Here is a 24,554-nt window from a genome sequence, read left to right as displayed (position 1 = left end):
TAGGGACTGCTTCAAGGCCTTGAAGATCATCACCCCTTGCGCTCAGCACGAATGAGGAGATCAGAATATGAATAGTTTTTCTAACAAGGTTGCCATCGTAACTGGAGGCGGTTCGGGCATCGGTAAGGAAGTCGCCAAGCGTCTGATCGAGGCTGGCGCATCGGTAGTAATTGGCGGCCGCGACGTGGCCAAGCTGACACGGGCCGCCCGTGACGTCGACGCCAGCGGCCGCCATGTGCGCACCCTGGCCGGCGACATCGCCCAACCCACCACAGCCCAGGCGTTGGTCGACTTGGCAGTGCGTGAGTTCGGTGGCGTGGACATCCTGGTCAACAATGCCGGGGTCTTCAATCCCAAGCCTTTCTTGGAAGTGAGCCCGGCCGAGTACGACTGGTTCCTCGACACCATCCTCAAGGGCAAGTTCTTCATGGCCCAGGCTGCGGCCAAGGCCATGCAGCAGCGAGGCGGTGGTGCCATCGTGCAAACCGGCTCGCTGTGGGCTATCCAGGCTATCGGTGCCACGCCTTCGGCTGCTTACTCCGCCGCCAATGCCGGCGTGCATGCCCTGACACGAAACCTGGCTATCGAACTGGCCATCTCGAACATTCGCATCAACACCGTCGCCCCGGCCGTGGTCGAGACACCTGTGTATGGCACCTTCATGGATGCCGATCAGGTCAAGGAAGTGCTGCCGACCTTCAACGCCTTCCACCCGCTGGGACGCAACGGCCAGCCCGCCGATGTGGCTGCGGCCATCCTGTTCCTCGCTTCGAACGAGGCTTCTTGGATCACCGGCACCGTACTCCCGGTCGATGGCGGCGTGACCGCCGGCCGCAACTGACACGAGCGAGCAAGATGAAGAACTGGAAAGATTATTTCTCCAACCTGATGCAGCGCGTCGGTGAGTTCGGCAAGCTCGCCCCCGAAGCCATGCGAGGGCTGAACACTCTCGGCAACGTACCGGCCAGGCATCTCGATCCGAAGATTCATGAGCTGATTGCGTTGTCCGTGGGAGTGACTACCCGCTGCGACGGCTGCATCTCGGTGCACACCCAGGCCGCTCTGAAACACGGTGCGACTCAGGAGGAGATCGCCGAAGCCCTGAGTGTGGCCATTGCGCTGAATGCTGGTGCGGCATTGACCTACAGTGCCCGGGTATTTGATGCCGTCGCGGCGTTCGATAAGCCCTAATGTATGTATAGCGGGGGCGCTTAGAGCGCCAGATTCTTGTTTCTGGAGTCCATCCATGCCCAAGCAAAGGATCGCCATCGTCGGCGGCGGCCTGGCTGGCGTTTACACGGCCTACAGCTTCCACCGCGCAGGCATCGAGTTCGACCTTTTCGAGGCGCGTGAGCGCCTGGGCGGGCGCATTCTCTCGACCGAGACCGGTGGCCTTGATCTGGGCCCGACCTGGTTCTGGCCAGATTTCCATCCACGCCTTCACAGCCTGCTAGCCGAGCTGAATTTGCCCACTTTTGAGCAGTACGAGCTTGGCGACGCGTTGCTCGAACGCGGGCTGGGTCAGGTTATGCGCCGCCAAGGCTATCGCTCAGGCAACCTTTCCATGCGCATCGACGGTGGCACTGCGCGCCTGGTAGAAGCATTGGCAGCCAGTCTGCCCGCCGAGCGTATATATCTCGATGCGGAGGTAGTCGCCGCTAATTTGGGCGAGAAAGGAGTGCAACTGCGTCTTTCTGTCGGCCATTCCGAGCGTCCCTTCTACAGCCACCTATGGATGGCGATACCGCCGCGCCTGGCAAGCCGCATTGCATACGCCCCGGCGCTTTCACCTCACAGCACAGGGCAACTCTCTGCTGTACCGACCTGGATGGCCGCGCATGCCAAATATGTGGCTCGCTATTCACGGCCCTTCTGGCGCGAACAGGGACTGTCTGGTGATGCTTTCAGCGCCGTCGGCCCGCTTGGCGAAATTCACGACGCGAGTAATGGCGAGGCTGCAGCGTTGTTCGGCTTCTTTGCCATCGGCGCCTTGCAGCGCGGATGGATCAGCGATGAGGATCTCAAGACCCTTTGCCGGACTCAGCTGATTCGCCTGTTCGGCGAGGAGGCGGGCACGCCATTGGAAGACTGGGTTCATGACTGGGCAGCAGAGCCTTTCACTGCGACAGGAGATGACCAAACACCACCGCGTTTGCATAGCCTTCATGACCTAGGCCAATCAATCGACGGTTCTTGGGCAGATCGACTTGCATTGATCGGCAGCGAGGCCGGCGGTGAACAGGGAGGATACATGGAGGGTGCCTTGCTGGCGGCAGATGTGGCTATACAGAAAGTAATCTGAAAGAAGCGTGCCTAGCCCCTTTAACCTGCCTAGGGGCTTGGCGTGGGTAGGGAAGATGATGGAGGATGTGTGGACAGCTACCTGAACCAGTTTTGGCGGTTTCCAGCATGACGTGCTTTATCTACGGTCCCGAGTCCTCCGGTAAGACCACCCTGACCCTCTCCGTCATCGCCGAAGCCCAGAAGCAGGGCGCCACGTGCGCCTTCGTCGACGCCGAGCACGCCCTGGACCCGGATTACGCCGGCAAGCTCGGCGTGAACGTCGACGACCTGCTGGTTTCCCAGCCGGACACCGGTGAGCAGGCCCTGGAAATCACCGACATGCTGGTGCGCTCCAACGCCGTCGACGTGATCATCGTCGACTCCGTTGCCGCCCTGGTGCCCAAGGCCGAGATCGAAGGCGAGATGGGCGACTCCCACGTCGGCCTGCAGGCGCGCCTGATGTCCCAGGCCCTGCGCAAGATCACCGGCAACATCAAGAATGCCAACTGCCTGGTGATCTTCATCAACCAGATCCGCATGAAGATCGGCGTGATGTTCGGCAACCCGGAAACCACCACCGGCGGTAACGCCCTGAAGTTCTACGCTTCCGTGCGTCTGGACATCCGCCGTACCGGCGCGGTGAAGGACGGTGAGGAAGTCGTGGGCAGCGAAACCCGCGTCAAGGTGGTGAAGAACAAGGTGGCCCCGCCCTTCCGCCAGGCCGAATTCCAGATCATGTACGGCAAGGGCATCTACCGCACCGGCGAGATCATCGACCTGGGCGTGCAGTTGGGCCTCGTGGAGAAGTCCGGTGCCTGGTACAGCTACCAGGGCAACAAGATCGGCCAGGGCAAGGCAAATGCCGCCAAGTACCTGGAAGACAATCCGGAAGTCGGCAGCGCCATCGAGAAGATCATCCGCGAGAAGCTGCTGGTCGATTCCGCCGCCAGCAAGTCGACTGCCTCGGTCGATGACCTGGCCGACGTAGACCTCTGATCCTCCCATGCCCGTCGTGCTCGATAACCCAGCCGCTGTGCGGCTGGCTGCCATGGATTTGCTGGCGCAGCGCGAACACGGGCGAGTCGAGCTGACGCGCAAGCTGCGTCAGCGCGGCGCCCCCCTTGAGTTGATTGACAGCGCCCTCGACCGTCTTGCGGAAGAGGGCCTGCTCTGTGAATCCCGTTACCTGGAAAGCTTCATCGCCAGCCGTGCCCGTGGCGGCTATGGGCCGCAGCGTATCCGTGAGGATCTGGCCCAGCGCGGCCTGCCCCGTGGCGATATCGACCAGGCCCTGCGCGATGCCGATATCGACTGGAGCGAGCAGTTGCGCGAAGTCTGGCGCCGCAAGTTCAGTGGCCGTCAGCCCGTCGATGCCCGGGAGCGTGCCCAACAGGGGCGATTCCTTGCCTACCGCGGCTATTCCATGGAAATGATCAGCCGTCTCCTGCGTGGCAACCTCGACGACTGAATCAGCCGATCAGGCAGCCTCGAGCCATGCGCGAATGCGCATGGCCGGCTGCTCTGCCTAAAGGCGTGTGGTAGCGCGGATCAGGCCTTGATGGCCCAGTGCTGCGGCAGGTTGATGAAATCGATGAGTTCGCGCAGGCGGCCGTGGTCGCGGCCGTTGAAGCGAAACGCCAGGCGGATCAGGTCACTGAACTCCGGCTCATCCCTCTCCGATTCCGAATAGGCCTGCTGGCTGAAGTCGCCCTCCAGGCATAGGTCGGCGAACTGTTCCTGCACCTGGCCCAGGGACTTTTCGCTGAGTGGATGGTTCATGCGGATCACGAAGCTGTTCTTCAGCCAGCGGCTGGAGTGGTAGTTGCGATAGAACTGGGCGATCTCCGCGGCCGCCTCATCGGCGTTTCGCACCAGGCGCATCAGGTTCATGTCGCTGGGCAGGATGTAGCGGTTGCGCTCCAACTGCTCATGGAGGAAACCGATAGCATCTTCCCAGTAGCTGCCGTCCGGTTCATCCAGCAGCACCACGGGCACCACCGGGCTCTTGCCGGTCTGGATCAGGGTCAGCACTTCCAGCGCCTCGTCCAGGGTGCCGAAGCCACCCGGGCAGAGCACAAGTGCGTCGGCTTCCTTGACGAAGAACAGCTTGCGCACGAAGAAGAAGTGGAACGACAGCAGGTGCTCGGTGCCATCCACTGTGGTATTGGCGTGCTGCTCGAAGGGCAGGGTGATGTTCAGGCCCAGACTGTTCTCCAGCCCCGCGCCTTCGTGTGCCGCAGCCATGATGCCGCCGCCGGCGCCGGTGATCACCATCAGATCGCGCTTGGCCAGTTCCGCACCCAGCTGGCGGGCCAGGGTATAGATCGGATGGCCTTCCGGGGTCCGTGCCGAGCCGAATACCGTCACTTTGCGGCGCCGCTTGAACTGCTCCAGGACGCTGAAGGCGTGCTCCATTTCGCGCAAGGTCTGCAGCATGATCTTGGCGTCCCAGCGATTGCGGTCGGCCTGGGCCATGCGCACCACGGTGATCAGCATTTCACGGTAGAGCGCGAGGTTCGGACTGCCGCTGGGAACGGTGAGGTTGATCAGTTCATCGACCTTCTGCGTGAGGTCGATGCCACTGGTCTGGAAATGCCGGGAGAGATAATCGTCCGGATCATAGGGCATAGCATTCTCCTTGCTCATCAACTACTCAGAGCAGCGCCACTGGCCGTGTCCGGAATCCGGGCGACCCAGTCGAGCCGCTCAGCTACAGCTTGCGGCAGGGGCCGGATCTTTTCCAGTTCGGCTGTGGGTAAAAGGAGCCTGCCGAGGTGTCCGAAGCAGCGCCGGCGTGGGGAGCGAACCCGGACTGCACGAGGAAGTCGCGCGCCGGGCCGCTGTGGCGAAGGAGTGCTCGAGCCCGGGCGCGGGAGGGATCAGTTGGACCTGGTCTTGAGGCCGCAATCCTGGGCGGTGAAACGTTCCGAGGTCACCGGACGATTGGTCTTGTACTCGCTGAACTCGTAGCGCAGACCGGCGCCACGGGCCAGCAGCTGGCGGTAGCCGGTGTTACGGCAGACGCTGGCGCCCAGCTGGGCGCGCACTGCGTCGGGGTTGGCGCGCATCTGCGCGGCATGGGCCTCGCGAACGCTGAGGTGATTGACCAGTTCGTTGCCATCCACCGTGTAACCCTGGTCGAGGATGTCTTCGTTGATTGCCCGGGGCGTACCAGCGCTGCTCTCCTGGGCGACTTTCTCGAGCATCTTGGTCAGCTCGTAGTCCTTCAGCGAAGCGGCCTGGGCACAGAATGGCAAGGTCGCGCAGAGGGCGAGGGCGGTGAGGCGCAGCATGTGGATCTCCTGACGAAATGAAGCTGTTTGACCAGCGCGGCAATTGTGCGTTCGCAGGCGGCGCTTGTCGCGCAAAAAAAGACCGTTCCAGGCGGTCGACGGCGGCACCCGGCGTCTCTGTTAGAATCGGCCGATCCTGCTCGCCATCATTTTTTATGGACGCCCGCCGCCGGCCAGGCTCGCGCGGGGCGTCCAGCCGCTGTCCTGGAACCTGCTTCGATGAGTCATGCCGTTTTTCGCCTGCGCGCCGAATGTCTCGCGCGCGCCACCCGTCCCTTCGTCGCTCGCGGATCGCGAGCGCCGCGCTGTCCGGAATGTCGGGTGGCCTTCGAGTACTGCTTCTGCACCTGGCGGCCAAAGGTTCCGGTGCGCTCGGGCGTATGCCTGCTGATGTACTACTCCGAGCCGATGAAGCCGAGCAACACCGGCTGGCTGATCGCGGACCTGGTGCCCGATACCTGGGCCTTCGGCTGGTCCCGCACCGAAGTGGACGACGCGCTGCTCGGTTTGCTGGAAGACCCGCAATGGCAGCCTTACCTGGTATTCCCCGGCGAATACGCGGAGTCGGCGCGGGTCGTGGACCGGGTGAGCGCGGAGGACGGCAAGCGACCGCTGTTCATCCTGCTGGATGCCACCTGGACCGAGGCGCGCAAGATGTTTCGCAAGAGCCCCTACCTGGACCGGTTCCCAGTACTCAGCCTGACCCCGGAGCAGATCTCCCGATACCAATTGCGCCGTTCCAAGAACGACGAGCATCTGTGCACGGCGGAAGTGGGCGCGTTGTGCCTGGAGCTGGCGGGCGATGACCAGGCGGGTGCCGCATTGAACGCCTATCTGGATGTTTTCACCGAGCGCTACCTGGGCGCCAAGCGGGCCCTGCCCCTGGACGAGGCGAGCCCGGCGCACCAGGCGCTCAGTGCCTATCTCTGATCAGGCCTGCGCCTTTGCCGGAGCGGCCTGGGGCTCGTGCTTCTGTGGCCAGAGCTGGGCTACCAGCATGCCGGCGAACATCAGGGCACAGCCGATGTAACCGCGGGTGTGGAGGGATTCGTCCAGCAGCAGGGCGCCGGCAATGGCGGCGAACACCGCTTCCAGCGACAGGATGATGGCAGCATGGGAGGCGATGGCATGGCGTTGGGCGACCACCTGAAGGGTGTAGCCGATGGCAACGGCGATCACCCCACCGTAGAGGATCGCGGGACCGGCCTGGAGAATGGCGTCGACCTTAATATCTTCCAGGACCAGCGCCAGGATCAGGCTGACCACCGCGCAGACCGCGAACTGCAGGATGGACAGGCGAATCGGGTCGTAGCGGCTGGCGAAGAAACCCACCAGCAGCACATGCACACCCCAGACACAGGCACCGGCCAACTGCAGCCAATCGCCGGAGGCCACCTGGAAGCCTTCGCCGACGCTGAGCAGGAACATCCCCACCACCGCCAGGCAGGCGCCCAGCCAGGTGCCCATGCCGGTGCGGTGGCCGAGGAACAGGCCCAGCAGCGGCACTATGATGACGTACAGGCCGGTAATGAAGCCGGAGTTGGTGACGCTGGTGAAGAGCAGGCCCACTTGCTGCAGGTTGATCCCCAGCGAAAGGGCCAGGCCCATCAGCAGGCCGCCCAGCAGCATGCCGCGGTTGAGCGGCTGCCTGACCGCGGGCTTGGGCAGCGCCAGCAGCAGCGGCAGCAGAATGATGGCGCCGAGGGTGAAGCGCAGGCCGGTATAGAGGAACGGGCCGATCGCATCCATCCCCAGGCGCTGGGCGACGAAGGCTGCGCCCCAGATGGCGGCGGTGATCAGCATCAGGATGTCGGCGCGCAGTGCTTGGCTTCGCATGGAGGTTCTCGGTGGGAAAAGTCGAGAACTTTGCCGTAAAGCGTTCGACTTGACCACCCCGCGCCGGCTCGGCATGCTGGGCGCCGCTTTACGGCCTGCCCGTATCAAGCTTCGGGCCTGGCCGGCGTACCCCGTTGTGCCGAAACGCTTCTCTCACCCCCGAGAGGCGTGTCTGGGCCCATTACAAAAAGGACATGCCCATGGCCTCATACGAAATCCTCATCGCCGATGACCACCCGCTGTTCCGCAGCGCCCTGCAGCAAGCCCTGACCTTGGGGCTGGGGCCCGATGCGCGGCTGGTGGAGGCGGCGAGCATCGCCGAACTCGAGACCCGGCTGGCCGAGCGCGCCGACTGGGATCTGGTCCTGCTCGACCTGAACATGCCAGGCGCCTATGGCTTCTCCGGCCTGGTGCTGTTGCGCGGCCAATACCCGCAGATCCCGGTGGTGATGATCTCCGCTCAGGAAGAGGCGGCGGTGGTCGCCCGCTCCCGCGAATTCGGCGCCAGCGGCTTCATTCCCAAGTCCAGCCCGCTGGAAGTGATCCAGAGCGCCGTGCGCGCGGTGCTTGACGGCGATACCTGGTGGCCGCCCCAGGTGGAGGAAGCCCAGGCCCTGTCCGACGAGGCCAAGGCCGCCAGCGAAGGCCTCGCCAGCCTGACGCCCCAGCAGTTCCGTGTCCTGACCATGGTCTGTGAAGGCCTGCTGAACAAGCAGATCGCCTTCGAACTGCATGTCTCCGAAGCGACGGTGAAGGCCCACGTGACAGCCATCTTCCGCAAGCTCAATGTGCGCACCCGCACCCAGGCGGCGCTGCTGCTGCAACAGATGGAATCGATTCCCTCGACCTGAACCCGGTCATTTCACGCAAATTTGAAGCGCGTTGCGTTAGGCTGCGCGCTCCGTTCAACGACCCCGTTTCCTATGTCGCCATTCAAAGGCCAGACCGGCCTCAAACGTATCCTCAATGCCGCTGGCTATTCCCTCGATGGCTTGCGCGCCGCCTTCACCGGCGAAGCCGCCTTCCGTCAACTGGTGCTGCTCAATGTGGTGCTGATCCCGCTGTCCTTCTTCCTCGACGTCAGCCGCGGCGAACGCGCCCTGATGATCGGCGTCTGCCTGCTGGCGCTGATTGTCGAGCTGCTGAATTCGGCGGTCGAGGCAGCCATTGACCGCATCTCCCTGGAGCGCCACCCCCTGTCGAAGAACGCCAAGGACATGGGCAGCGCCGCGCAATTTACCGCGCTCACGCTGATCACGGCCGTCTGGGCCACCATCCTGCTGGGCTGAGGTCGACGGCGAAACCGCGGTCACGGCGCACGAGCGCCTAAGCAATGGGCGGTAGCACGATCTCGTCGCTGCGCGTCACCCCGGCGGTCAGAGCCCGGCACTGATCGAGGAACTCGCGCATGGCGGCGGTCTGGTACTTCTGCCGGTGCCAGATGAAGTAGAACTGCCGGCGCAGGTCGATACCCGGGGTTTCCACGGGTACCAGGCTGCCGCGGCGGAAGGCGTCCCGCAGGGCCAGCCGCGAGATGCAGCTGATGCCGAGGCCCGATTCCACTGCGCGCTTGATCGCTTCGGTGTGCTCCAGTTCCAGGCGGATGTTGAGCGGGGTCGGATGGTGACGCATGGCCTGGTCGAAGGTCAGCCGGGTGCCTGAACCTTTTTCACGGAGGATCCAGGCTTCCCGGCTCAGTTCCGCCAGGCTTGCCTGGCCCTTGGCGGCCAGCGGATGCTGGGGGGCGCAGAACACCACCAGCTCATCCTCCACCCAAGGCAGGACCTCGATGTCCGGATGCTGGCAATCGCCTTCGATCAGACCCAGGTCAAGTTCGTAGAGGGCGATCTGCTGGACAATATTCGCCGTGTTCTGCACATGCAGGCTCACCTGGCATTCCGGATGGCGCTGCATGAAGGCACCGATCAGCAGGGTCGCGAGGTAGTTGCCCACGGTCAGCGTGGCGCCGACGTCGAGGGAGCCGAAGCCGGTCTTGCCGTTGAGCAGGTCCTCGATTTCGCGGGCCTGGTCCAGCAGGGCCACGGCCTGGGGCAGCAACTGGCGGCCGAGGGCATTGAGGCTGAGGCGCTTGCCGGCACGGTCGAACAACTGGCAGCCGGATTGGCGTTCCAGTTCGGTGATCGACGTGCTGGTGGCCGACTGCGAAAGAGACAGTTGTTCGGCAGCGCGGGAGACGTTTCCCTGCTGGGTCACGGCGACGAAAACCTGGAGCTGACGGAGAGTAAATCGCATATCGATATAACCGATAACCCATATCTTGATAATCCAGTTAACAGATATTGTGGCTATCAATACAATGACGCGCAATTGCGCCCCCTGGCCGGCGCTGGCGACTTCAGAACTTTCGGAGCCCCGTAAATGAGCAACATGAATTCCGAGCGCATTCTCAGCGTTCATCACTGGAACGACACGCTGTTCAGCTTCAAGTGCACCCGCGACCCGGGCCTGCGCTTTGAAAACGGCCAGTTCGTCATGATCGGCTTGAACCAGCCCAATGGTCGTCCGCTCATGCGTGCCTATTCCATCGCCAGCCCGAACTGGGAAGAGCACCTGGAATTCTTCAGCATCAAGGTGCCTGACGGCCCGCTGACCTCCCAACTGCAGCACCTGAAGGAAGGCGACGAGATCGTCATCAGCAAGAAGCCCACCGGCACCCTGGTCCTCGACGACCTGAACCCCGGCAAGCACCTCTATCTGCTGAGCACCGGCACTGGCCTGGCGCCCTTCATGAGCGTGATCCAGGATCCGGAAACCTACGAGCGTTTCGAAAAGGTCATCCTGGTCCACGGCGTGCGCTACGTGAACGAAGTGGCCTACCGCGAGTTCATCACCGAGCACCTGCCGAAGAACGAGTTCTTCGGTGAAGCGGTCAAGGACAAGCTGATCTACTACCCCACCGTGACCCGCGAGCCGTTCGAGAACCAGGGCCGCCTCACCGACCTGATGCGCAGCGGCAAGCTGTTCGAGGACATCGGCCTGCCGCCGATCAATCCGCAGGACGACCGCGCCATGATCTGCGGCAGCCCGAGCATGCTCGACGAGACCAGCGAGGTTCTCGACAGCTTCGGCCTGAAGATCTCCCCGCGCATGCGTGAGCCGGGCGACTACCTGATCGAGCGCGCCTTCGTCGAGAAGTAAGCGCTGAAGGCTGCATGACAAAGCCCGCCAATCGGCGGGCTTTGTCATTTCCGGGGTTCAGACCGGGGAGCTGAAGCGCTGCCCCGAGATGGCGGGGTGGTAGATCGGCTGGATCTTGTTCCCGGCCGGGTCCAGCACGTGGAAGCTGTGGGCGCCGTCGCCATGGGCGAAGGGGCGGTCGAGCATGGTCACGCCCCGGGCCTTGAGGTAGTGGTACCAGGCGTCCAGTTCTTCCAGGCTGTCCACCACGAAACCGTAGTGATCCACTGCCTGCACGCCGCTGCTGGGGGCGAACGCGCGGCCGAGGGACAGGTTGTCGTTGCCGCAGGTGAGGTAAACCAGGTCCTCGTTGGCGCGGTTGAGCACTTCCATGCCCAGCACATCCACGTAGAAGCGTTCGCACTCCTCCAGATTGGGCACGACGATGGCGATGTGGCGCAGGCCGTTGAGGCGGCCGGGACGGCTGGGCATTTTCGGGTCTCCATTTTTGTATACAATTATCGAGAAATATAAGACAAAACGGAGTTCAAAGTGTACTGCCTTCTCCTCAAGACCCGCCTGCGCCCCGGTCGCCTGGATGCCTTCATGGACGCCATGCGCGCCAACGCCGCCGCCTCGGTGCGCGACGAGCCCGGTTGCCTGGTTTTCGATGTACTACAGGACCGCAGCGATCCCGATCTGGTCTGGCTCTATGAGGTCTACACCGACGAAGCCGCCTTCGAGGCCCATATGCGGACCCCGCACTTCCTCGCCAGCCGGCCGCTGGTGGAGCCGCTGATTCTTCAGCAGGACTGCATCGAAGCCGATTCCCTGGCGCTCAACGCGGCACGTTGAACCATTGGCGCGGTGCGCATGGCGCACCCTACGGCGATGTGGCGTGCAGGTGGATGAGCGTTCAGCTCGGCACGGACTAGCTCGTAGGGTGCGCTGTGCGCACCAGAATACTCAGCCGCGGGCGATCTCCAGCACTCGGATGCGCCCTGATTCGGGATAGTGCCAGCGTACATCCACGTCCCACAGGCGCGCGCCGTAGCGGCGCTCAGGCTCGGGTTTCTGGTAGGCCGGGCGCGGGTCCTGCGCCAGGCACTGTTCGATCAGCTCGGCCAGGGGCTCGCCCAGGCGCTGGCCATGTTCGTGGGCCTGGAGCAGGGCGGCGGGCTCCCACTCCACCGGAATCAGCTCGGGCGCGGCGTCGGCAATGGCGTTCAGCGCGCCGTCCTGGCGGTCGGCGTAGGGCACGTAGGGCTTGATATCGATGACCGGGGTGCCATCCAGCAGGTCGATGCCGGACAGCCAGAGGCGCCCGGGTTCCACCTTGTCCAGCTTCACCACCGATTGGCCGATGCCGTTGGGGCGGTGGGTGGAGCGGCTGGCGAACACGCCGATGGACTGGTTGCCGCCCAGGCGCGGCGGGCGCACCTTAAGTCGCGGCTTGTCCTCCAGGGCCTGGTGGAAGAGGAACAGCAGCCAGACATGGCTGACCTGTTCCAGTCCCGCCACGGCGTCGCCCGTGTCGAAGGGCGGCAGCAGTTCCAGCACGCCACGGGCGGCAGGCGCCAGATGAGGCTGGCGGGGAATGGCGAACTTCTCCTTGAAGCAGGAGCGCACGTAGCCGACCGGGGAAACACTGTGCTGCATATCAGGACGGCTCGCGACAACCAGCATCGCGGAAGGGGCCGCCCAGGCGGAGCCAGCCGTCGCCGGGGCTGGTCTGGGCACAGGTCAGCCCGCCATCCAGCTTGCTCTGCCAGATGTAGAAGGGCGCCGGCGCGGCGAAGCTCGGGGCGGCCAGGGTGAGCAGGAGGGTGAGGAGGGCAAGGCGCATGTGGGACTTCCGCTGACGTGCGCGGCTACCCTAGCGCCGCCCCAGGCGCCGCGCAAGCGATGCGTCAGGGGCGGAAGCGACCCTTCGATGGGCACGAAGGCCCCGGCGCGGCCGGGGCGGGGGCATTATCGAGGCGCGGTCAGGCCGGGGCGGCCTGGGCGGCGGCCAGTTCGGCGTCCTTGGCCAGGGCGCGGTTGTAGGCGGGGCGCTTGATGAAGCGGGCGATGTAGTCCTTGATCACCGGAACCTCCGGAATCAGTCCGAACTGCGTGGTCCAGTTCAGCGCGCTGCCCCAGAGCACGTCGGCGGCGGTGAACTGCTCGCCGAGCAGCCAGGGGCCCTGCTGCAACTGGCTGACCAGGGTCTTCATCACGCTGTCGAAATCGCCGTAGGGCGAGCGCGCCTCGGGAATGGGTTCGCGCTTCTGTACCCGGTCCACCACCGCCGGTTCGAAGCAGGAGCCGTAGAACACCATCCAGCGCAGGTAGGGCCCGCGCAGCGGGTCGCCCAGGGGCGGGGCCAGTTTCGCCTCGGGATAGAGGTCGGCCAGGTACAGGTAGACCGAAACCTGTTCGGTGACCACCGCGTCGCCATGGGTGAGGGTGGGCACCTTGCCCATGGGGTTGATGGCGAGGAATTCCGGCTTGCGTTGCTCGCCGGCCTTCATGTTCATCACGTGGAGCCGATAGTCGGCGCCGAGCTCTTCCAACAGGGTAAGGGCGCCGGTGGAGCGGGTGTAGGGGCAGTGGTAGAGGGTTACCTGGCGGTTCTGGCTGGTCATTGTCGTTGTTCCGCTTGGGCCGTGGATGGAGCGAGTCTAGACCCTGCCTCTAGAGCCTGCCGCTGCGGCGCAGACGGCGAAGGACCCATTGGCGGTAGACAGGCGACAGGAGTGGTTTGACCAGCGGCAGGCCAACCAGCCAGGCGAGCGGGGCCAGCCTGGGCACGCGGGAAAGCAGGAGGATGTAAGCGTCCAGTTCGCGGTGGATGCGGCCGGCTTCGTCCTGGACGTGGAGTTCGGTGAGGGCCAGGTAGGGGTCGATGCCCAGGGCGCGCAATTCGGCGTCGCGACTGGTGATGTCGATCCATTCCACCCCCTCGGCGGCGCGGGGGAGGGATTCGTACCAGCGGCGGTCAGCGATGCAGCGGGGGCAGGCGCCGTCGTAGAAGACCTTGAGCATGGCCGGACTCCGTTGATGGATATCGCTCCGCTCCAGCGGAACGCTGCCCGCCACATCCTACAACTAAGAGCGCGCATGAGTTTGCCGAAAAGAAAAAGCCCCGCATCGGCGGGGCTTTTCCATTCGGCTAAAGACTCAGACCAACTCGGCCCACATGTCGTACTCGTCGGCGTCGATGATCCGCACACGCACCTTGTCGCCGGGCTGCACGCTGGTGGACTCGATGAAGACGCTGCCGTCGATCTCCGGGGCGTCCGCCCAGGAACGGGCCACGGCGCCTTCGCCGTCCACTTCGTCGATCAGCACGTCCATTTCGCGGCCGATCTTCAGCTGCAGGCGGGCGGTGGAAATGGCCTGCTGGTGCGCCATGAAGCGCTCCCAGCGGTCCTGTTTCACGTCGTCCGGCACCGGCTCCAGGCCGAGGTCGTTGGCTGGGGCGCCGTCCACCGGGGAGTACTGGAAGCAGCCGACGCGGTCCAGTTGGGCCTCGGTCAGCCAGTCCAGCAGGTACTGGAAGTCTTCCTCGGTCTCGCCGGGGAAGCCGACGATGAAGGTGGAACGGATGGTCAGGTCCGGGCAGATCTCGCGCCACTTCTTGATGCGCGCCAGAGTCTTGTCCTCGAAGGCCGGGCGCTTCATGGACTTGAGCACTTTCGGGCTGGCGTGCTGGAAGGGGATGTCCAGGTACGGCAGCAGCTTGCCTTCGGCCATCAGGGGGATCACGTCATCCACGTTCGGGTAGGGGTAGACGTAGTGCAGGCGTACCCATACGCCCATGGCGGAGAGGGCTTCGCACAGCTCCAGCATGCGGGTCTTGACCGGCTGGCCGTTCCAGAAGTCGAGCTTGTACTTGAGGTCGACGCCGTAGGCGCTGGTGTCCTGGGAGATCACCAGCAGCTCCTTCACGCCGGCCTTGACCAGGCGCTCGGCCTCCGAGAGCACGTCACCCACCGGGCGGCTGACCAGCTTTCCGCGCATGGATGGGATGATGCAGAAGCTGCAGCTGTGGTTGCAGCCTTCGGAAATCTTCAGGTAGGCGTAGTGGCGCGGGGTCAGCTTGATGCCCTGGGGCGGTACCAGGTCGACGAAGGGATCGTGGTCGGCCTTCGGCGGCACCACTTCATGCACGGCGCTGACCACCTGCTCGTACTGCTGCGGGCCGGTCACGGCCAGCACGCTGGGGTGCACGTCGCGGATGCTGTCTTCGGACACGCCCATGCAGCCGGTGACGATCACCTTGCCGTTCTCGGCAATGGCCTCGCCGATGGCGTCCAGGGACTCGGCCTTGGCGCTGTCGATGAAACCACAGGTGTTGACCACCACCACGTCTGCATCCTGGTAGGTCGGTACGATCTCGTAGCCTTCCATGCGTAGCTGGGTGAGGATGCGTTCGGAATCGACTGTGGCCTTCGGGCAACCCAGGCTGACGAATCCGACTTTGGGGGTGGCGGTGGACATTGCGGCTAACCTCGATGGGCGCTCGGAAGGGCGCCTCTGATCAAAAAGTGCGCAATTCTAGCGGCAGGCGCCAGCCATTTCTACCCTCATCTGTTGTCATTTCGCAGCTAGCCTGTAGGAATCTGGCGTGGGAAGGGCAGGATGCTCTCCAGTGCCGGCAAGGCTTCGCAGACGATGCACGCCAATTGTCATCAGCAGGAAGGTCTAGATGAGCGAAAGCATCACGCAACCCGCCGAGCATCGCGCCGGACATACGGCTTCCGGACTCGGTCTGCTGGTGGCCGCCGCCGGTGTGGTCTACGGCGACATCGGCACCAGCCCGTTGTACACCTTGAAGGAGGTCTTCTCCGAGCAGTATGGGGTCCAGGTCAACCATGACGGGGTCCTGGGGGTGTTGTCCCTGATCTTCTGGTCGCTGATCTGGGTGGTCTCGATCAAGTACATGATGTTCATCCTGCGTGCGGACAACGAGGGCGAGGGCGGAGCCATGGCCCTGACCGCCCTGGCGCAGCGCGCCGTCAAGTCCTGGCCGCGACTGAAGGCGGCGGTTCTGCTGCTCGGCCTGTTCGGCACGGCGCTGTTCTATGGCGACAGCATGATCACGCCGGCGATTTCGGTGCTGTCGGCCATCGAGGGGCTGGAGATCGCCTTCGACGGACTGGAACGCTGGGTCGTGCCCCTGTCGCTGATCGTGCTGGTGGGCCTGTTCCTGATCCAGAAGCACGGCACGGCGCGCATCGGCATCCTGTTCGGGCCCATCATGGTGCTCTGGTTCAGCGTGCTGGGGGCTCTCGGCGTCTACGGGATCATCCAGCAGCCCGAGGTGCTGAAAGCGCTCAATCCGTACTGGTGTGTGCACTTCTTCGTTGTTCATCCGGGCATGGGCGTCGCCATCCTCGGGGCGGTGGTGCTGGCCCTGACCGGCGCCGAAGCGCTCTACGCCGACATGGGCCATTTCGGCCGCAAGCCCATCGCCCGTGCCTGGTTCTTCCTGGTGCTGCCGGGGCTCGTGCTGAACTACTTCGGCCAGGGTGCGGCCATCCTCGCCGACGCCACGGCCGCGCGTAACCCTTTCTATCTGCTTGCGCCGGGCTGGGCACTGCTGCCCATGGTGGCGCTGTCCACCCTGGCTACGGTGATCGCTTCCCAGGCGGTGATTTCCGGGGCTTTCTCCCTGACTCACCAGGCCATGCAGCTCGGCTACATCCCGCGCATGTTCGTCCAGCACACCTCCCAGCAGGAACAGGGACAGATCTACATCGGCGCGGTGAACTGGGCACTGATGGTGGGCGTGGTGCTGCTGGTGCTGGGGTTCGAGTCGTCCGGGGCCCTGGCCTCGGCCTACGGCGTGGCGGTGACCGGCACCATGCTGATCACCACCCTGCTGGTGACGGTGGTGATGCTGTTGCTGTGGAAAACCCCCTGGTGGCTGGCGTTGCCGGTGCTGCTGGGATTCCTGTTGGTCGACGGCCTGTTCTTCGCCGCCAACGTACCGAAGATCATCCAGGGCGGTGCCTTCCCGGTGATTGCCGGTGCCGCGCTGTTCGTCCTGATGAGTACCTGGAAGCGCGGCAAGCAGATAGTCGTCGAGCGCCTGGACGAAACCGCGCTGCCACTGCCGCTGTTCATCAGCAGCATCCGTTCGCAGCCGCCACATCGTGTGCAGGGCACCGCGGTGTTTCTCACCGCCCGGACCGATGCCGTGCCCCACGCGCTGCTGCACAACCTGCTGCATAACCAAGTGTTGCATGAACAGGTGGTGCTGCTGACGGTGGTCAGCGAGGACACGCCGAGGGTACCGGCGGAACGGCGGTTCGAGGTGGATGCCTATGGCGATGGCTTCTTCCGGGTGATCCTGCACTTCGGTTTCATCGAGGAGCCGGACGTACCCGCGGCGCTGAAGCTCTGCCACCTCAACGAGCTGGATTTCAGCCCCATGAGCACCACCTATTTCCTCAGCCGCGAGACGGTGATCCCGACCAAGCGCATCGGCATGGCGCGCTGGCGCGAGGCGCTGTTCGCCTTCCTGCTGAAGAATGCCAACAGCAACCTGAAGTACTTCAACCTGCCGCTCAACCGGGTGATCGAGCTGGGGACGCAGGTGGAGATTTGAGTGAGACGCGTAGGGTGCGCTGTGCGCACCGGAACCCCTGCGTGGGGGCACCCGGTGCGCACGGCGGACCCTACGCGAAGGGCGTCAGCCGCGGCCCGGCATCATCCGCACCAGGGTGTTATCCCGCACGATGTAATGGTGGAACAGTGCCGCCACGGCGTGCAGGCCGATCAGCCAGTAGCCGGCGGTGCCCGCCAGTTCGTGGAGTTCCTTGATCTCGCCGGCCAGTTCCTTGTTCGGGCCGATCAACGCAGGCAGATCCAGGCCGAAGAAGGGGATGGGCTTGCCGGCGGCGCTGAGGATCAGCCAGCCGGCCAGGGGCGCGCCGATCATCAGGGCGTAGAGACTCAGGTGCATCAGCTTCGACAGCGCGTTCTGCCAACCGGCGGGCTCCGGCTTGATGGCCGGGGTAGGGGAAATCATCCGACCGATCAGGCGCAGCCCGACCAGGAAAAACACCGCCAGGCCGAGCATGAAGTGCCATTGCTTGAGCAGTTCGCGGGTTTCGCTGCCCCTGGGGAAGTTGCCCTTGAGTTCGATGCAGGCGTACACGGCTGCGATCAGGACCAGCATCAGCCAGTGCAGGGCGATGGACAGGTTCCCATAGCGGGAAGGCGCGTTCTTGAGACTCATCACGGTTCCTCTTTCTCGTCTTCAGGCGAAACGGTGGGCAGGATAACCGCGGTTTCTTAAGTGAATCTGAATCTAGATCAGGTTTCTGTCGGGTTAGCCTGACGTTTCTCTACCGCTTTCAACAGTTTCTCTGCCAATGCCGGGTAATTCTCGTCGTAATGGTGGCCGCCTGGCAGCTCCAGGTTTTCTCCCACGGCGCCGGCCTGGGTACAGCCACTTTCCGCCACCTCTTCCTTGCCATACACGCATAACACCTTGGCTGCCGGTAGCCTGGCCAGTTCCGGGCCGGTGGCGGCTTCCTGGCCGGCTTTGCCGAGCCAGCCCTGCACTTCGATCTCGAAGCTGCCGCTACGGGCCAGGGCCAGCAGCAGGATGGCGTCCACCTGGTCCTGGTCGGCCTTGGGCAGGTGGTTGTAGAAGGCGGGCAGCACATCGGCGCCGAAGGAGTAGCCTGCCAGCACGAAGCGTTTGGCACCCCATTTCTCGCGGTAGTCCTTCATCAGCCGGCTGAGGTCGGCGGCGCCCTGGTCCGGGCTCTTGTGCTGCCAGAAGTAGCGCAGTGCGTCGATGCCCACCACCGGATAGTCGCGCTTGGCCATCTCGTCGGCCACGGCGCGGTCAAGGTCGCGCCAGCCGCCGTCGCCGGAATAGAACAGGGTGACGGTATCGACGTGCTGATCGGTGGGCACTTCCACCACGGGCAGCGGATCGCCCTGGCCCTGGAGCAGATTCGCCAGGCGCTGCTGCAGCAGTTGAACCAGGCTGGTGTCGTAGTCGCTGATCAGGGTTTCGGCGTTGGGCTGGTTGCGGGCGAAGGCGGCACTGGGGTCATCCGGGTTGTCGTTCCAGGCGGCCAGCCAATGGCCGTGGGGTGCCTTCTGCGGGAGAGGGGCGAGGCAGTCCGGGCTGTCCAGGCTGAAGTCGATGGACAGGGCCTGGGCGTTGTCGTCGCCCTGGCCGGCCAGCCAGCGCCAGGCAAAGGTGGCGGCCGGGCCGATGCCGGCTACCAGGGTGGGTTCGCCGCCAAGGGTTTCCCGGGCCTGTTGCAGGCGCTGTTGCTGGGCTGCGCAGTCCTTGGCCGGCAGGTCCAGCTGCAGCAGCCGGGCATTGCTGCTGCGGGCCAGGACCAGCAGGTCGGCATCGGTCAGGCGCTGGTCGCCGCTGGCCATCAGCAGGGCCCGGTGCTGCACGGCGCCAGCGGGGTTGGCCAGGGTCATGGGGCTGCCGTCGGCGGCCTTCAGGTGGTCCAGCTTTGCCTGGGGTGTGGGACGGCTCCAGAGCAGCAGGAGCGCGCCTACCAGCAGGACGATCAGGATGAGCAGCAGGTGTCGCCAGTTGCGCTTGAGCATGGGCACCTCAACGTTTGACCAGGCCTGTGAAACCGCCGGCGATCAGCGCAGCGGTATCGGCCAGCGCCACCAACGGGTCGAGGCCGGCTGGCACTGCCATGTAGCGCGGCTCCCAGTCGGGCTGGAACTTCTCTTTGAAACGGCGCAGGCCCTGGAAGTTATAGAACTGCTCGCCACGGCGGAAAACCAGGGCGCCGAGACGCTGGGTCAGCGGCGCCCCGCGCCGAGGTTGCAGCCCGGCCAGGGGCACCATGCCCAGGCTGAAGCGCGCGTGCCCACGCTCCTTGTAATGCAGCAACAGGCTGAGCATGAGGAACTCCATGGTCAGTTTCGGCGCCTGCGGGTGGACGCGCATCAGATCGATGCTGGACAGGGTATTGCCCTCGGTTTCCAGTAGGTTGGCGAAGGCCACCGGCTTGCCCTCGAACTGGATCGTCGCGATACGGAAATGGTTCAGGTAGTCCGGGTCGAAGCGACCGAGGGAGAACCCTTTCTCCCGCGCCTGCTTGCCTTGCATCCAGGCCTCGGAAATGGATTGGAGCTGGTCCAGGGGCGCGGTTCCGGCCTCGAAGATCTCCAGGCTGAGTCCGTCGCGCTGGCCGCGGCTGAGGGTGTAGCGCAGGTCCTTCATGGCCTTGTTCTTGGCATCCAGGTCGAAGCGGGGCAGGTCGACACGGGCCTCCTCGCCCAGCTTCAGGGCGGACAGGCCGATGTCCATGTAGTAGGGCAGGTTTTCCGCACGCACCTGGTAGAACACCGGCCGCGCATGGTGGAAGTCGCAGAGGTCGCGGAATTGCCAGATCAGCTCGGCGCGGCGGGAAGCCGGGCCCACGGGGTCGAACAGCGCCACCAGGCTGCGGCCGCGACGGGCATACATGAGAAAGGCATCGCCGCGGGGGTGGAAGAGCAGCGCCTTGTCTCCGGTCAGTACCAGGCCGCCGTCCGGCTGGTCGGAGTTGCGAATCACCTCGGCGGCTCGCTGCAACTCCTCGGTCGTCGGTTCGTGGATGGTCGGTGGCACCGGGCGCAGCAGCCAGGCCAGGGCGATGCCGGCCAGCAGCAGGCCGCTGGCCAGGGATGCACGCAGCGCGCGGGGGGCATCGCCGTCCACCTCGAACTGCCACCAGAGTTCATGGCTGTAGGGGACGTCCTGGAAGGCGAAGAACATCAGCCAGAGGGCGGCCAGCAGCACGCACGCGCTGGCTGCCAGGTTGAGTGGCGAAAAGGGCATTTCCAGCAGGCGGCTGGGGCGGTAGAAAGCGGCGCGGAAAATGGCCAGCAGCACCGCGGTCATGGTCAGCAGGCTGGCTTCTTCCCAGTCGAAGCCCTTGAGCAGGGACAGCCCCGCGCCCGTCAGCAGCAGCACGACCGTCAGCGCCCAGGCGGCCGAAAGGCGATGGCGCAGGCCGTGGGCCAGCAGCAGGCAGAGCACGCCAATCAGGCTGGCGGCCAGGTGCGAGGCGTCGATCAGGCGGTGGGGAATCAGAAAGCTCAGGTGCTCCAGGCGGGTATCCACCGCTGGCGTGACGCCGGAGAACAGCAGCACCACGCCGGCCAGGAACACCAGCAGCGACAGCACCGGTGCGGCCAGGCCGGAAGCGACGCGCAGGGCCTGGCGACCGGCGGGGAACAGGCGCTGGGCTTCGTTGGCCAGGAGCAGCAGGCAGGCCAGCACCAGCGGCAGGCCGACATAGATCAAGCGGTAGAGCAGGAGGGCCGCCGCCAGCGGCGCGGCACCCAACTGGCCGGCGAAGGCCGCCAGCAGTACGGCTTCGAATACGCCAACGCCGCCGGGCACGTGGCTGAGCACCCCGGCAGCCAGGGCCAGCATGTAGACCAGCAGGAAGGCACTGAGCGGCGGCGCTTCCGGCAACAGGACATAGAGCACGCAAGCGGCGGCGCAGACATCCACCACCGTGATCAGCAACTGCAGCGCCGAAAGGCGCAGGCCGGGCAGGCGGACGCTGCGGTTGCCCAGGCGGATTTCGATGCAGCCCGGCACCGGGGCCTGCGGCGTGCGCTGGCGGGATATCCACAGGACCAGCAGGGCGCTGGCCAGCAGCACGGCGGTGCCCAGGATGATCACCAGGCTTTCCGGCAGGCCGAGGGCCCGCGACGCGGAGTCCGGTGCGCTCAGTGCGGCGAGCGCCGCCAGTGGCGGCAGCGCCGAGCCCAGGGCCAGGCTGGCGAACAGCGTGATGCGGGCGATATCCCCGGCTGCCAGTTTGTTGCGCGCGTAGAGGCGGAAGCGTACCGAGCCGCCGGTGAGCATCGACAAGCCCACGGCATTGCCGATGCCGGAGGCGCAGAAGCTGCCCAGGGCCATGCGCGGCAGCGACAGGCGCACACCGGCGAAGCGGCAGCCGGACCATTCGTAGCCGACATAGGCGATGAAACTGACGGCGGTGGCTCCCAGGGCCAGCAGCAGGCGGCTGCCGGGGACTTCATGGATGGCTGTGCGCAAGGCGTCGGGGTCGAGCTCGCGCAACAGGTGCCAGCAGGCCAACAGGCCGAAAATGAAGACCGCCAGGGTGAAGGCGATGACGATCCACTGCCGGTAAGCCGTGAGGCTGTCGAGCCAGCGAAGTGGGGCGGATTCGTCGTTGGCTTGGCTGTTGGCCGGGATTTCCACGTTTTCCAACTGCGGGTTGTTGGCGCGCATCGAGCACCTCTGGGCAATGTGCGCCACTGAGTGTGGGCGCCGACAGCAAGTTCCAAGTGTCAGGCCGAATTTTTTCTTCGCGTGCCTTGCGCCCACGAGAGGGGGGCGGGCAGGCCGCTGTCACGCCAAGTCTAGGCGAGCGGGGGATGGCGGCTGTAGGCGCACATGGGCACGCTAGGGAGTGAGGCGGCAATTTGTCGCGCTTTCGCCGGGCTGCCGGTCAATGCCAGGCCGAGCGGCTCTCCCAGTCACGGAACTGCTCGGCGGGGATCGGCTGGCTGATCTTGTAGCCCTGGGCGATATCGCAGCCATATTGGCCGAGCTGGTTGAAGGTCAGTTGGTCTTCCACCCCTTCGGCCACCACCGTCAAGTCCAGGTTGTGGGCCAGTTCGATGATGGAGCGGACGATCTTGGCCGAGCCGTCGTTGCTGGTCATGTCGCTGACGAAGGATTGGTCGATCTTCAGCGAGTCCACCGGCAGTTTCTGCAGGTAGGCCAGGGAGGAGTATCCGGTGCCGAAGTCGTCGATGGTCAGGTGGGCATCCAGTCCCTTGAGCGCGCAGAGGGTCTGCAGGGAGGCCACCGGGTCTTCCATCAGTGCGCTTTCGGTCAGCTCGAACTCGATCCAGTGAGACTTGGCTCCCCAGGTGGCGAAGGAGCCCTGGATGCGCTCCAGCAGCCGTGGGTCGCGCAGGTCATGGGCCGAAAGGTTGACCGAGATCGGGCGCTCGTCGCCCTCCTCGTGCCAGGCGTAGCGTTGGCCCAGGGCGGTGTCCAGCACCCAGAGGGTCAGCGGCGTGATCAGCCCGGTGTTCTCCGCCAGGCGCACGAACTCGTCCGGCGGCAGCATGCCGTGTTGCGGATGGCGCCAGCGCACCAGGGCCTCGGTGCCGCAGACCTTGTTGCTGGCGATCTCCACCTTGGGTTGGTAGTAGAGCAGCAGTTCGTTGCGATCGATGGCGCGGCGCAGGTCGCCCATCAGGGTCAGGTGCTGGGCGCATTCCTGGTCCAGGCCGCCCTGGAACACGGCGAAGCCGGCATTGGAGCGCTTGGCCTGTTCCATGGCGCTGCCGGAGCGGCGAACCAGTGCTTCGGGGGCCGTGCCGTGGCCGGGGTAGAGGGCAATGCCGATGCTCGCCCGCGCCTCCAGGTACAGGCCGGACAATTCCACCGGGTCATACAGCGCCATCAGGATCTGCTTGGCCAGCTGCGAGGCCTGCTCGGCGCCACCATTGGGCATGAGCACGGCGAACTCGCATTCGCCCATGCGCGCCACGGTACGCTCCATGCCCACCACCTGCTTCAGGCGGGTGGCGATCTCCACTTGCAGGCGATCGCCTTCGCGGTAGCCGAGGGTCTCGTTGATCTCCTGGTTGCGGGCGATTTCCAGATGCAGCAGGGCGAATGAGCGGCGTTCCAGACGCGCGGTGGTGATCGCGGTTTCCAGCAGTTCGCGCAGGCGTACCCGATTGGGCAGTCCGGTCAGGGCGTCTTCGTAGGCCATGCGCCGGATGGTTGCCTCCGCTTCCGCCGCCCGCGCGCGGGTACGCAGGGTGGCGATGCCGAAGCCCAGGTCATTGGCCATGGCCAGCAGCAGCCCCACTTCCTTCTCGTCGAAGGCGTCGGCATCGGTGGCCATGATTACCAGCATGCCGATGAGCTGTTCTTCGACCCGCAGCGGCAGGGCCAGGGCTGCGGCAAAGCCATACTCAAGTGCCTCCTGATGCAGCGCGGCGGCAGGATCGTCGAGCAGGTCGCGCATCACCAGCGGGTCGCCGGCCTGCAGGGCGGTTTCCAGCTGACTGTGAAAGCCGTCGTCATGCCCGCCCGCGCCCCACCCCTGGCAGACGCCGTTGGCGGCATTGCAGGCCATCACTTTATAAGGACGCACCGGATCGTCCTGGCGGTAGTCGACCCAGGCCTGGCGATAGCCGCATTCGTCCACCAGCACCCGGCAGATCTCTGCCAGCAGCGGCGCTTCGCTGGTGGCATGGATCACCGCATGGTTGACCGCCACGCGGGTGGACAGGGCGCGGTTGAGGGCTTCCACCTGGAGCTCGGCCTGCCGGCGCCGTGCCTTGATGCGCAGGGCCTGGAGGCCGAAGGCAAGGTCGTCGGCGGCTTCGCTGAGCAGCGCCAGCTCCCGTTCGCCGAAGGCATCCGGCTCCTTGGCGCAGATGGCCAGGGCACCGAAGATCTCGCCATCCACCCGCAGGGGTAGGGACAGCACCGAGGCGATGCCGTGGGTAATGGCGCTTTCCCGCCACGGGTTGAGTCTGGGGTCTGTGAGGATATTCCGCGTGATGGTCGGGGCGCCGGTGCGAATGGCCGTGCCGGTGGTGCCACGTCCGCGTTCGCGGTCGGCCCAGGTAATGTTCAGTGAGTCCACATAGGCCTGGTCGAGTCCGACATGGGCCAAGGGTGTCACGGACTGCGCTTCATCGTGCTCGGCCCGGCCGACCCAGGCCATGCGGTAGCCGCCTTCTTCCACCACCACCCGGCAGATTTCCTGGAACAGGAAGCACGGGTTCTCGGCACGCAGCAGGGCGCGATTGCACCCGCTCAAGGTGCGCAGAGCACGGTTCAGGTACTCGACTTCCTCGCTTGAGGTGCAGTACGCAGCCATGGCCAATCTCCACCGGATGGGTGCGCTTCAAGTATAGAGGCTGGGGCCTGGCGGGATGGGCGGTTGACGAACAGCCTGGACGGGCGGGAGGGGGAGGGGCGGAAATGAAAAAGGCCACTCGCTTGAGTGGCCTTTT

At 64.8% G+C, this 24,554-nt stretch carries 24 protein-coding genes and 1 pseudogene; 11 read left to right on the top strand and 14 right to left on the bottom strand.

The window, feature by feature from the left end; all coding sequences use genetic code 11:
- Positions 1–67 precede the first annotated feature (67 nt).
- The 5 genes and pseudogenes from ACFW0H_RS21645 (at position 68) to recX (ending at position 3,751) form a co-directional block, all read left to right on the top strand.
- Positions 68–841 carry an SDR family NAD(P)-dependent oxidoreductase gene (locus ACFW0H_RS21645; protein ID WP_422915911.1) on the top strand — a complete coding sequence of 258 codons (774 nt, stop codon included), beginning with the start codon at positions 68–70 and terminating at the stop codon, positions 839–841.
- A 14-nt stretch (positions 842–855) separates the two neighbouring features.
- The gene (locus ACFW0H_RS21640; RefSeq protein ID WP_422915910.1) at positions 856–1,191 is read left to right on the top strand and encodes a carboxymuconolactone decarboxylase family protein; all 336 of its coding nucleotides are present in this window, start codon (positions 856–858) and stop codon (positions 1,189–1,191) included.
- A gap of 55 nt (positions 1,192–1,246) precedes the next feature.
- On the top strand, positions 1,247–2,302 hold the full coding sequence (locus ACFW0H_RS21635; RefSeq protein ID WP_422915909.1) for a flavin monoamine oxidase family protein: 1,056 nt from the start codon (positions 1,247–1,249) through the stop codon (positions 2,300–2,302).
- 119 nt (positions 2,303–2,421) lie between these two features.
- A pseudogene (gene recA / locus ACFW0H_RS21630) lies at positions 2,422–3,279 on the top strand (recombinase RecA); the annotation flags it as partial.
- 7 nt (positions 3,280–3,286) lie between these two features.
- Positions 3,287–3,751 carry a recombination regulator RecX gene (gene recX, locus ACFW0H_RS21625; protein ID WP_422915908.1) on the top strand — a complete coding sequence of 155 codons (465 nt, stop codon included), beginning with the start codon at positions 3,287–3,289 and terminating at the stop codon, positions 3,749–3,751.
- 80 nt (positions 3,752–3,831) lie between these two features.
- On the opposite strand, the gene ACFW0H_RS21620 is transcribed toward recX, so the two are convergent.
- Positions 3,832–4,911 (bottom strand): LOG family protein, encoded by a 1,080-nt coding sequence (locus ACFW0H_RS21620; protein WP_422915907.1) that lies wholly within the window; start codon positions 4,909–4,911, stop codon positions 3,832–3,834.
- Positions 4,912–5,162: 251 nt separating this feature from the next.
- Positions 5,163–5,576: a quorum-sensing-regulated virulence factor family protein gene (locus tag ACFW0H_RS21615; RefSeq protein ID WP_422915906.1), complete on the bottom strand. Its 414-nt coding sequence runs from the start codon at positions 5,574–5,576 to the stop codon at positions 5,163–5,165.
- Between the two features lie 219 nt (positions 5,577–5,795).
- On the opposite strand from ACFW0H_RS21615, the gene ACFW0H_RS21610 reads away from it, so the two are divergent.
- Positions 5,796–6,506 carry a tRNA-uridine aminocarboxypropyltransferase gene (locus ACFW0H_RS21610; protein WP_422915905.1) on the top strand — a complete coding sequence of 237 codons (711 nt, stop codon included), beginning with the start codon at positions 5,796–5,798 and terminating at the stop codon, positions 6,504–6,506.
- Here ACFW0H_RS21610 and ACFW0H_RS21605 read toward each other — a convergent pair whose 3' ends face one another.
- Positions 6,507–7,487: a DMT family transporter gene (locus tag ACFW0H_RS21605; RefSeq protein WP_422915904.1), complete on the bottom strand. Its 981-nt coding sequence runs from the start codon at positions 7,485–7,487 to the stop codon at positions 6,507–6,509.
- Positions 7,488–7,612: 125 nt separating this feature from the next.
- On the opposite strand from ACFW0H_RS21605, the gene erdR reads away from it, so the two are divergent.
- Complete coding sequence (gene erdR / locus ACFW0H_RS21600) at positions 7,613–8,263, top strand: response regulator transcription factor ErdR (protein ID WP_377695374.1); 651 nt, start codon at positions 7,613–7,615, stop codon at positions 8,261–8,263.
- A gap of 72 nt (positions 8,264–8,335) precedes the next feature.
- The gene (locus ACFW0H_RS21595) at positions 8,336–8,701 is read left to right on the top strand and encodes a diacylglycerol kinase (protein ID WP_069085287.1); all 366 of its coding nucleotides are present in this window, start codon (positions 8,336–8,338) and stop codon (positions 8,699–8,701) included.
- 37 nt (positions 8,702–8,738) lie between these two features.
- Here ACFW0H_RS21595 and ACFW0H_RS21590 read toward each other — a convergent pair whose 3' ends face one another.
- Positions 8,739–9,665 carry a LysR family transcriptional regulator gene (locus ACFW0H_RS21590; RefSeq protein WP_422915903.1) on the bottom strand — a complete coding sequence of 309 codons (927 nt, stop codon included), beginning with the start codon at positions 9,663–9,665 and terminating at the stop codon, positions 8,739–8,741.
- A 126-nt stretch (positions 9,666–9,791) separates the two neighbouring features.
- On the opposite strand from ACFW0H_RS21590, the gene fpr reads away from it, so the two are divergent.
- Complete coding sequence (fpr, locus tag ACFW0H_RS21585; RefSeq protein ID WP_422915902.1) at positions 9,792–10,571, top strand: ferredoxin-NADP reductase; 780 nt, start codon at positions 9,792–9,794, stop codon at positions 10,569–10,571.
- A 57-nt stretch (positions 10,572–10,628) separates the two neighbouring features.
- On the opposite strand, the gene ACFW0H_RS21580 is transcribed toward fpr, so the two are convergent.
- Positions 10,629–11,042, bottom strand: a complete 414-nt coding sequence (locus tag ACFW0H_RS21580) for a VOC family protein (RefSeq protein ID WP_422915901.1) — start codon at positions 11,040–11,042, stop codon at positions 10,629–10,631.
- Positions 11,043–11,102: 60 nt separating this feature from the next.
- On the opposite strand from ACFW0H_RS21580, the gene ACFW0H_RS21575 reads away from it, so the two are divergent.
- On the top strand, positions 11,103–11,405 hold the full coding sequence (locus ACFW0H_RS21575; protein WP_422915900.1) for a putative quinol monooxygenase: 303 nt from the start codon (positions 11,103–11,105) through the stop codon (positions 11,403–11,405).
- A gap of 111 nt (positions 11,406–11,516) precedes the next feature.
- Here the strand turns inward: ACFW0H_RS21575 and tsaA are convergent, their stop codons facing one another.
- The 5 genes from tsaA to rimO form a co-directional block, all read right to left on the bottom strand.
- Positions 11,517–12,209: a tRNA (N6-threonylcarbamoyladenosine(37)-N6)-methyltransferase TrmO gene (gene tsaA, locus ACFW0H_RS21570; protein WP_422915899.1), complete on the bottom strand. Its 693-nt coding sequence runs from the start codon at positions 12,207–12,209 to the stop codon at positions 11,517–11,519.
- 1 nt (position 12,210) lies between these two features.
- Positions 12,211–12,396 (bottom strand): hypothetical protein, encoded by a 186-nt coding sequence (locus tag ACFW0H_RS21565; RefSeq protein WP_422915898.1) that lies wholly within the window; start codon positions 12,394–12,396, stop codon positions 12,211–12,213.
- A 139-nt stretch (positions 12,397–12,535) separates the two neighbouring features.
- Complete coding sequence (locus tag ACFW0H_RS21560; protein ID WP_422915897.1) at positions 12,536–13,177, bottom strand: glutathione S-transferase family protein; 642 nt, start codon at positions 13,175–13,177, stop codon at positions 12,536–12,538.
- A gap of 49 nt (positions 13,178–13,226) precedes the next feature.
- Entirely contained in the window at positions 13,227–13,577 is a 351-nt protein-coding gene (locus ACFW0H_RS21555) for a thiol-disulfide oxidoreductase DCC family protein (RefSeq protein WP_422915896.1), read from the bottom strand.
- A gap of 135 nt (positions 13,578–13,712) precedes the next feature.
- Positions 13,713–15,035, bottom strand: a complete 1,323-nt coding sequence (gene rimO, locus ACFW0H_RS21550) for a 30S ribosomal protein S12 methylthiotransferase RimO (RefSeq protein ID WP_422915895.1) — start codon at positions 15,033–15,035, stop codon at positions 13,713–13,715.
- A 208-nt stretch (positions 15,036–15,243) separates the two neighbouring features.
- On the opposite strand from rimO, the gene ACFW0H_RS21545 reads away from it, so the two are divergent.
- Positions 15,244–17,148 (top strand): potassium transporter Kup, encoded by a 1,905-nt coding sequence (locus ACFW0H_RS21545; protein WP_422915894.1) that lies wholly within the window; start codon positions 15,244–15,246, stop codon positions 17,146–17,148.
- Between the two features lie 84 nt (positions 17,149–17,232).
- On the opposite strand, the gene ACFW0H_RS21540 is transcribed toward ACFW0H_RS21545, so the two are convergent.
- The 4 genes from ACFW0H_RS21540 to ACFW0H_RS21525 all read right to left on the bottom strand — a co-directional run bounded on the left by ACFW0H_RS21540 (position 17,233) and on the right by ACFW0H_RS21525 (position 24,418).
- Entirely contained in the window at positions 17,233–17,781 is a 549-nt protein-coding gene (locus tag ACFW0H_RS21540) for a cytochrome b (protein WP_422915893.1), read from the bottom strand.
- A gap of 77 nt (positions 17,782–17,858) precedes the next feature.
- Positions 17,859–19,130, bottom strand: a complete 1,272-nt coding sequence (locus ACFW0H_RS21535; protein ID WP_422915892.1) for a virulence factor family protein — start codon at positions 19,128–19,130, stop codon at positions 17,859–17,861.
- Between the two features lie 7 nt (positions 19,131–19,137).
- A complete protein-coding gene (mprF, locus tag ACFW0H_RS21530) occupies positions 19,138–21,792 on the bottom strand; it encodes a bifunctional lysylphosphatidylglycerol flippase/synthetase MprF (RefSeq protein WP_422915891.1) in 2,655 nt (884 codons plus the stop codon).
- A gap of 220 nt (positions 21,793–22,012) precedes the next feature.
- On the bottom strand, positions 22,013–24,418 hold the full coding sequence (locus ACFW0H_RS21525; RefSeq protein WP_422915890.1) for a bifunctional diguanylate cyclase/phosphodiesterase: 2,406 nt from the start codon (positions 24,416–24,418) through the stop codon (positions 22,013–22,015).
- Positions 24,419–24,554: the final 136 nt, after the last annotated feature.

The organism is Metapseudomonas cellulosilytica (genome assembly GCF_049334135.1).
Lineage (GTDB): Bacteria > Pseudomonadota > Gammaproteobacteria > Pseudomonadales > Pseudomonadaceae > Metapseudomonas.
The sequence above is the reverse complement of the archived record's forward strand: the minus strand, read 5'-3'. Positions and strand labels throughout refer to the sequence as shown.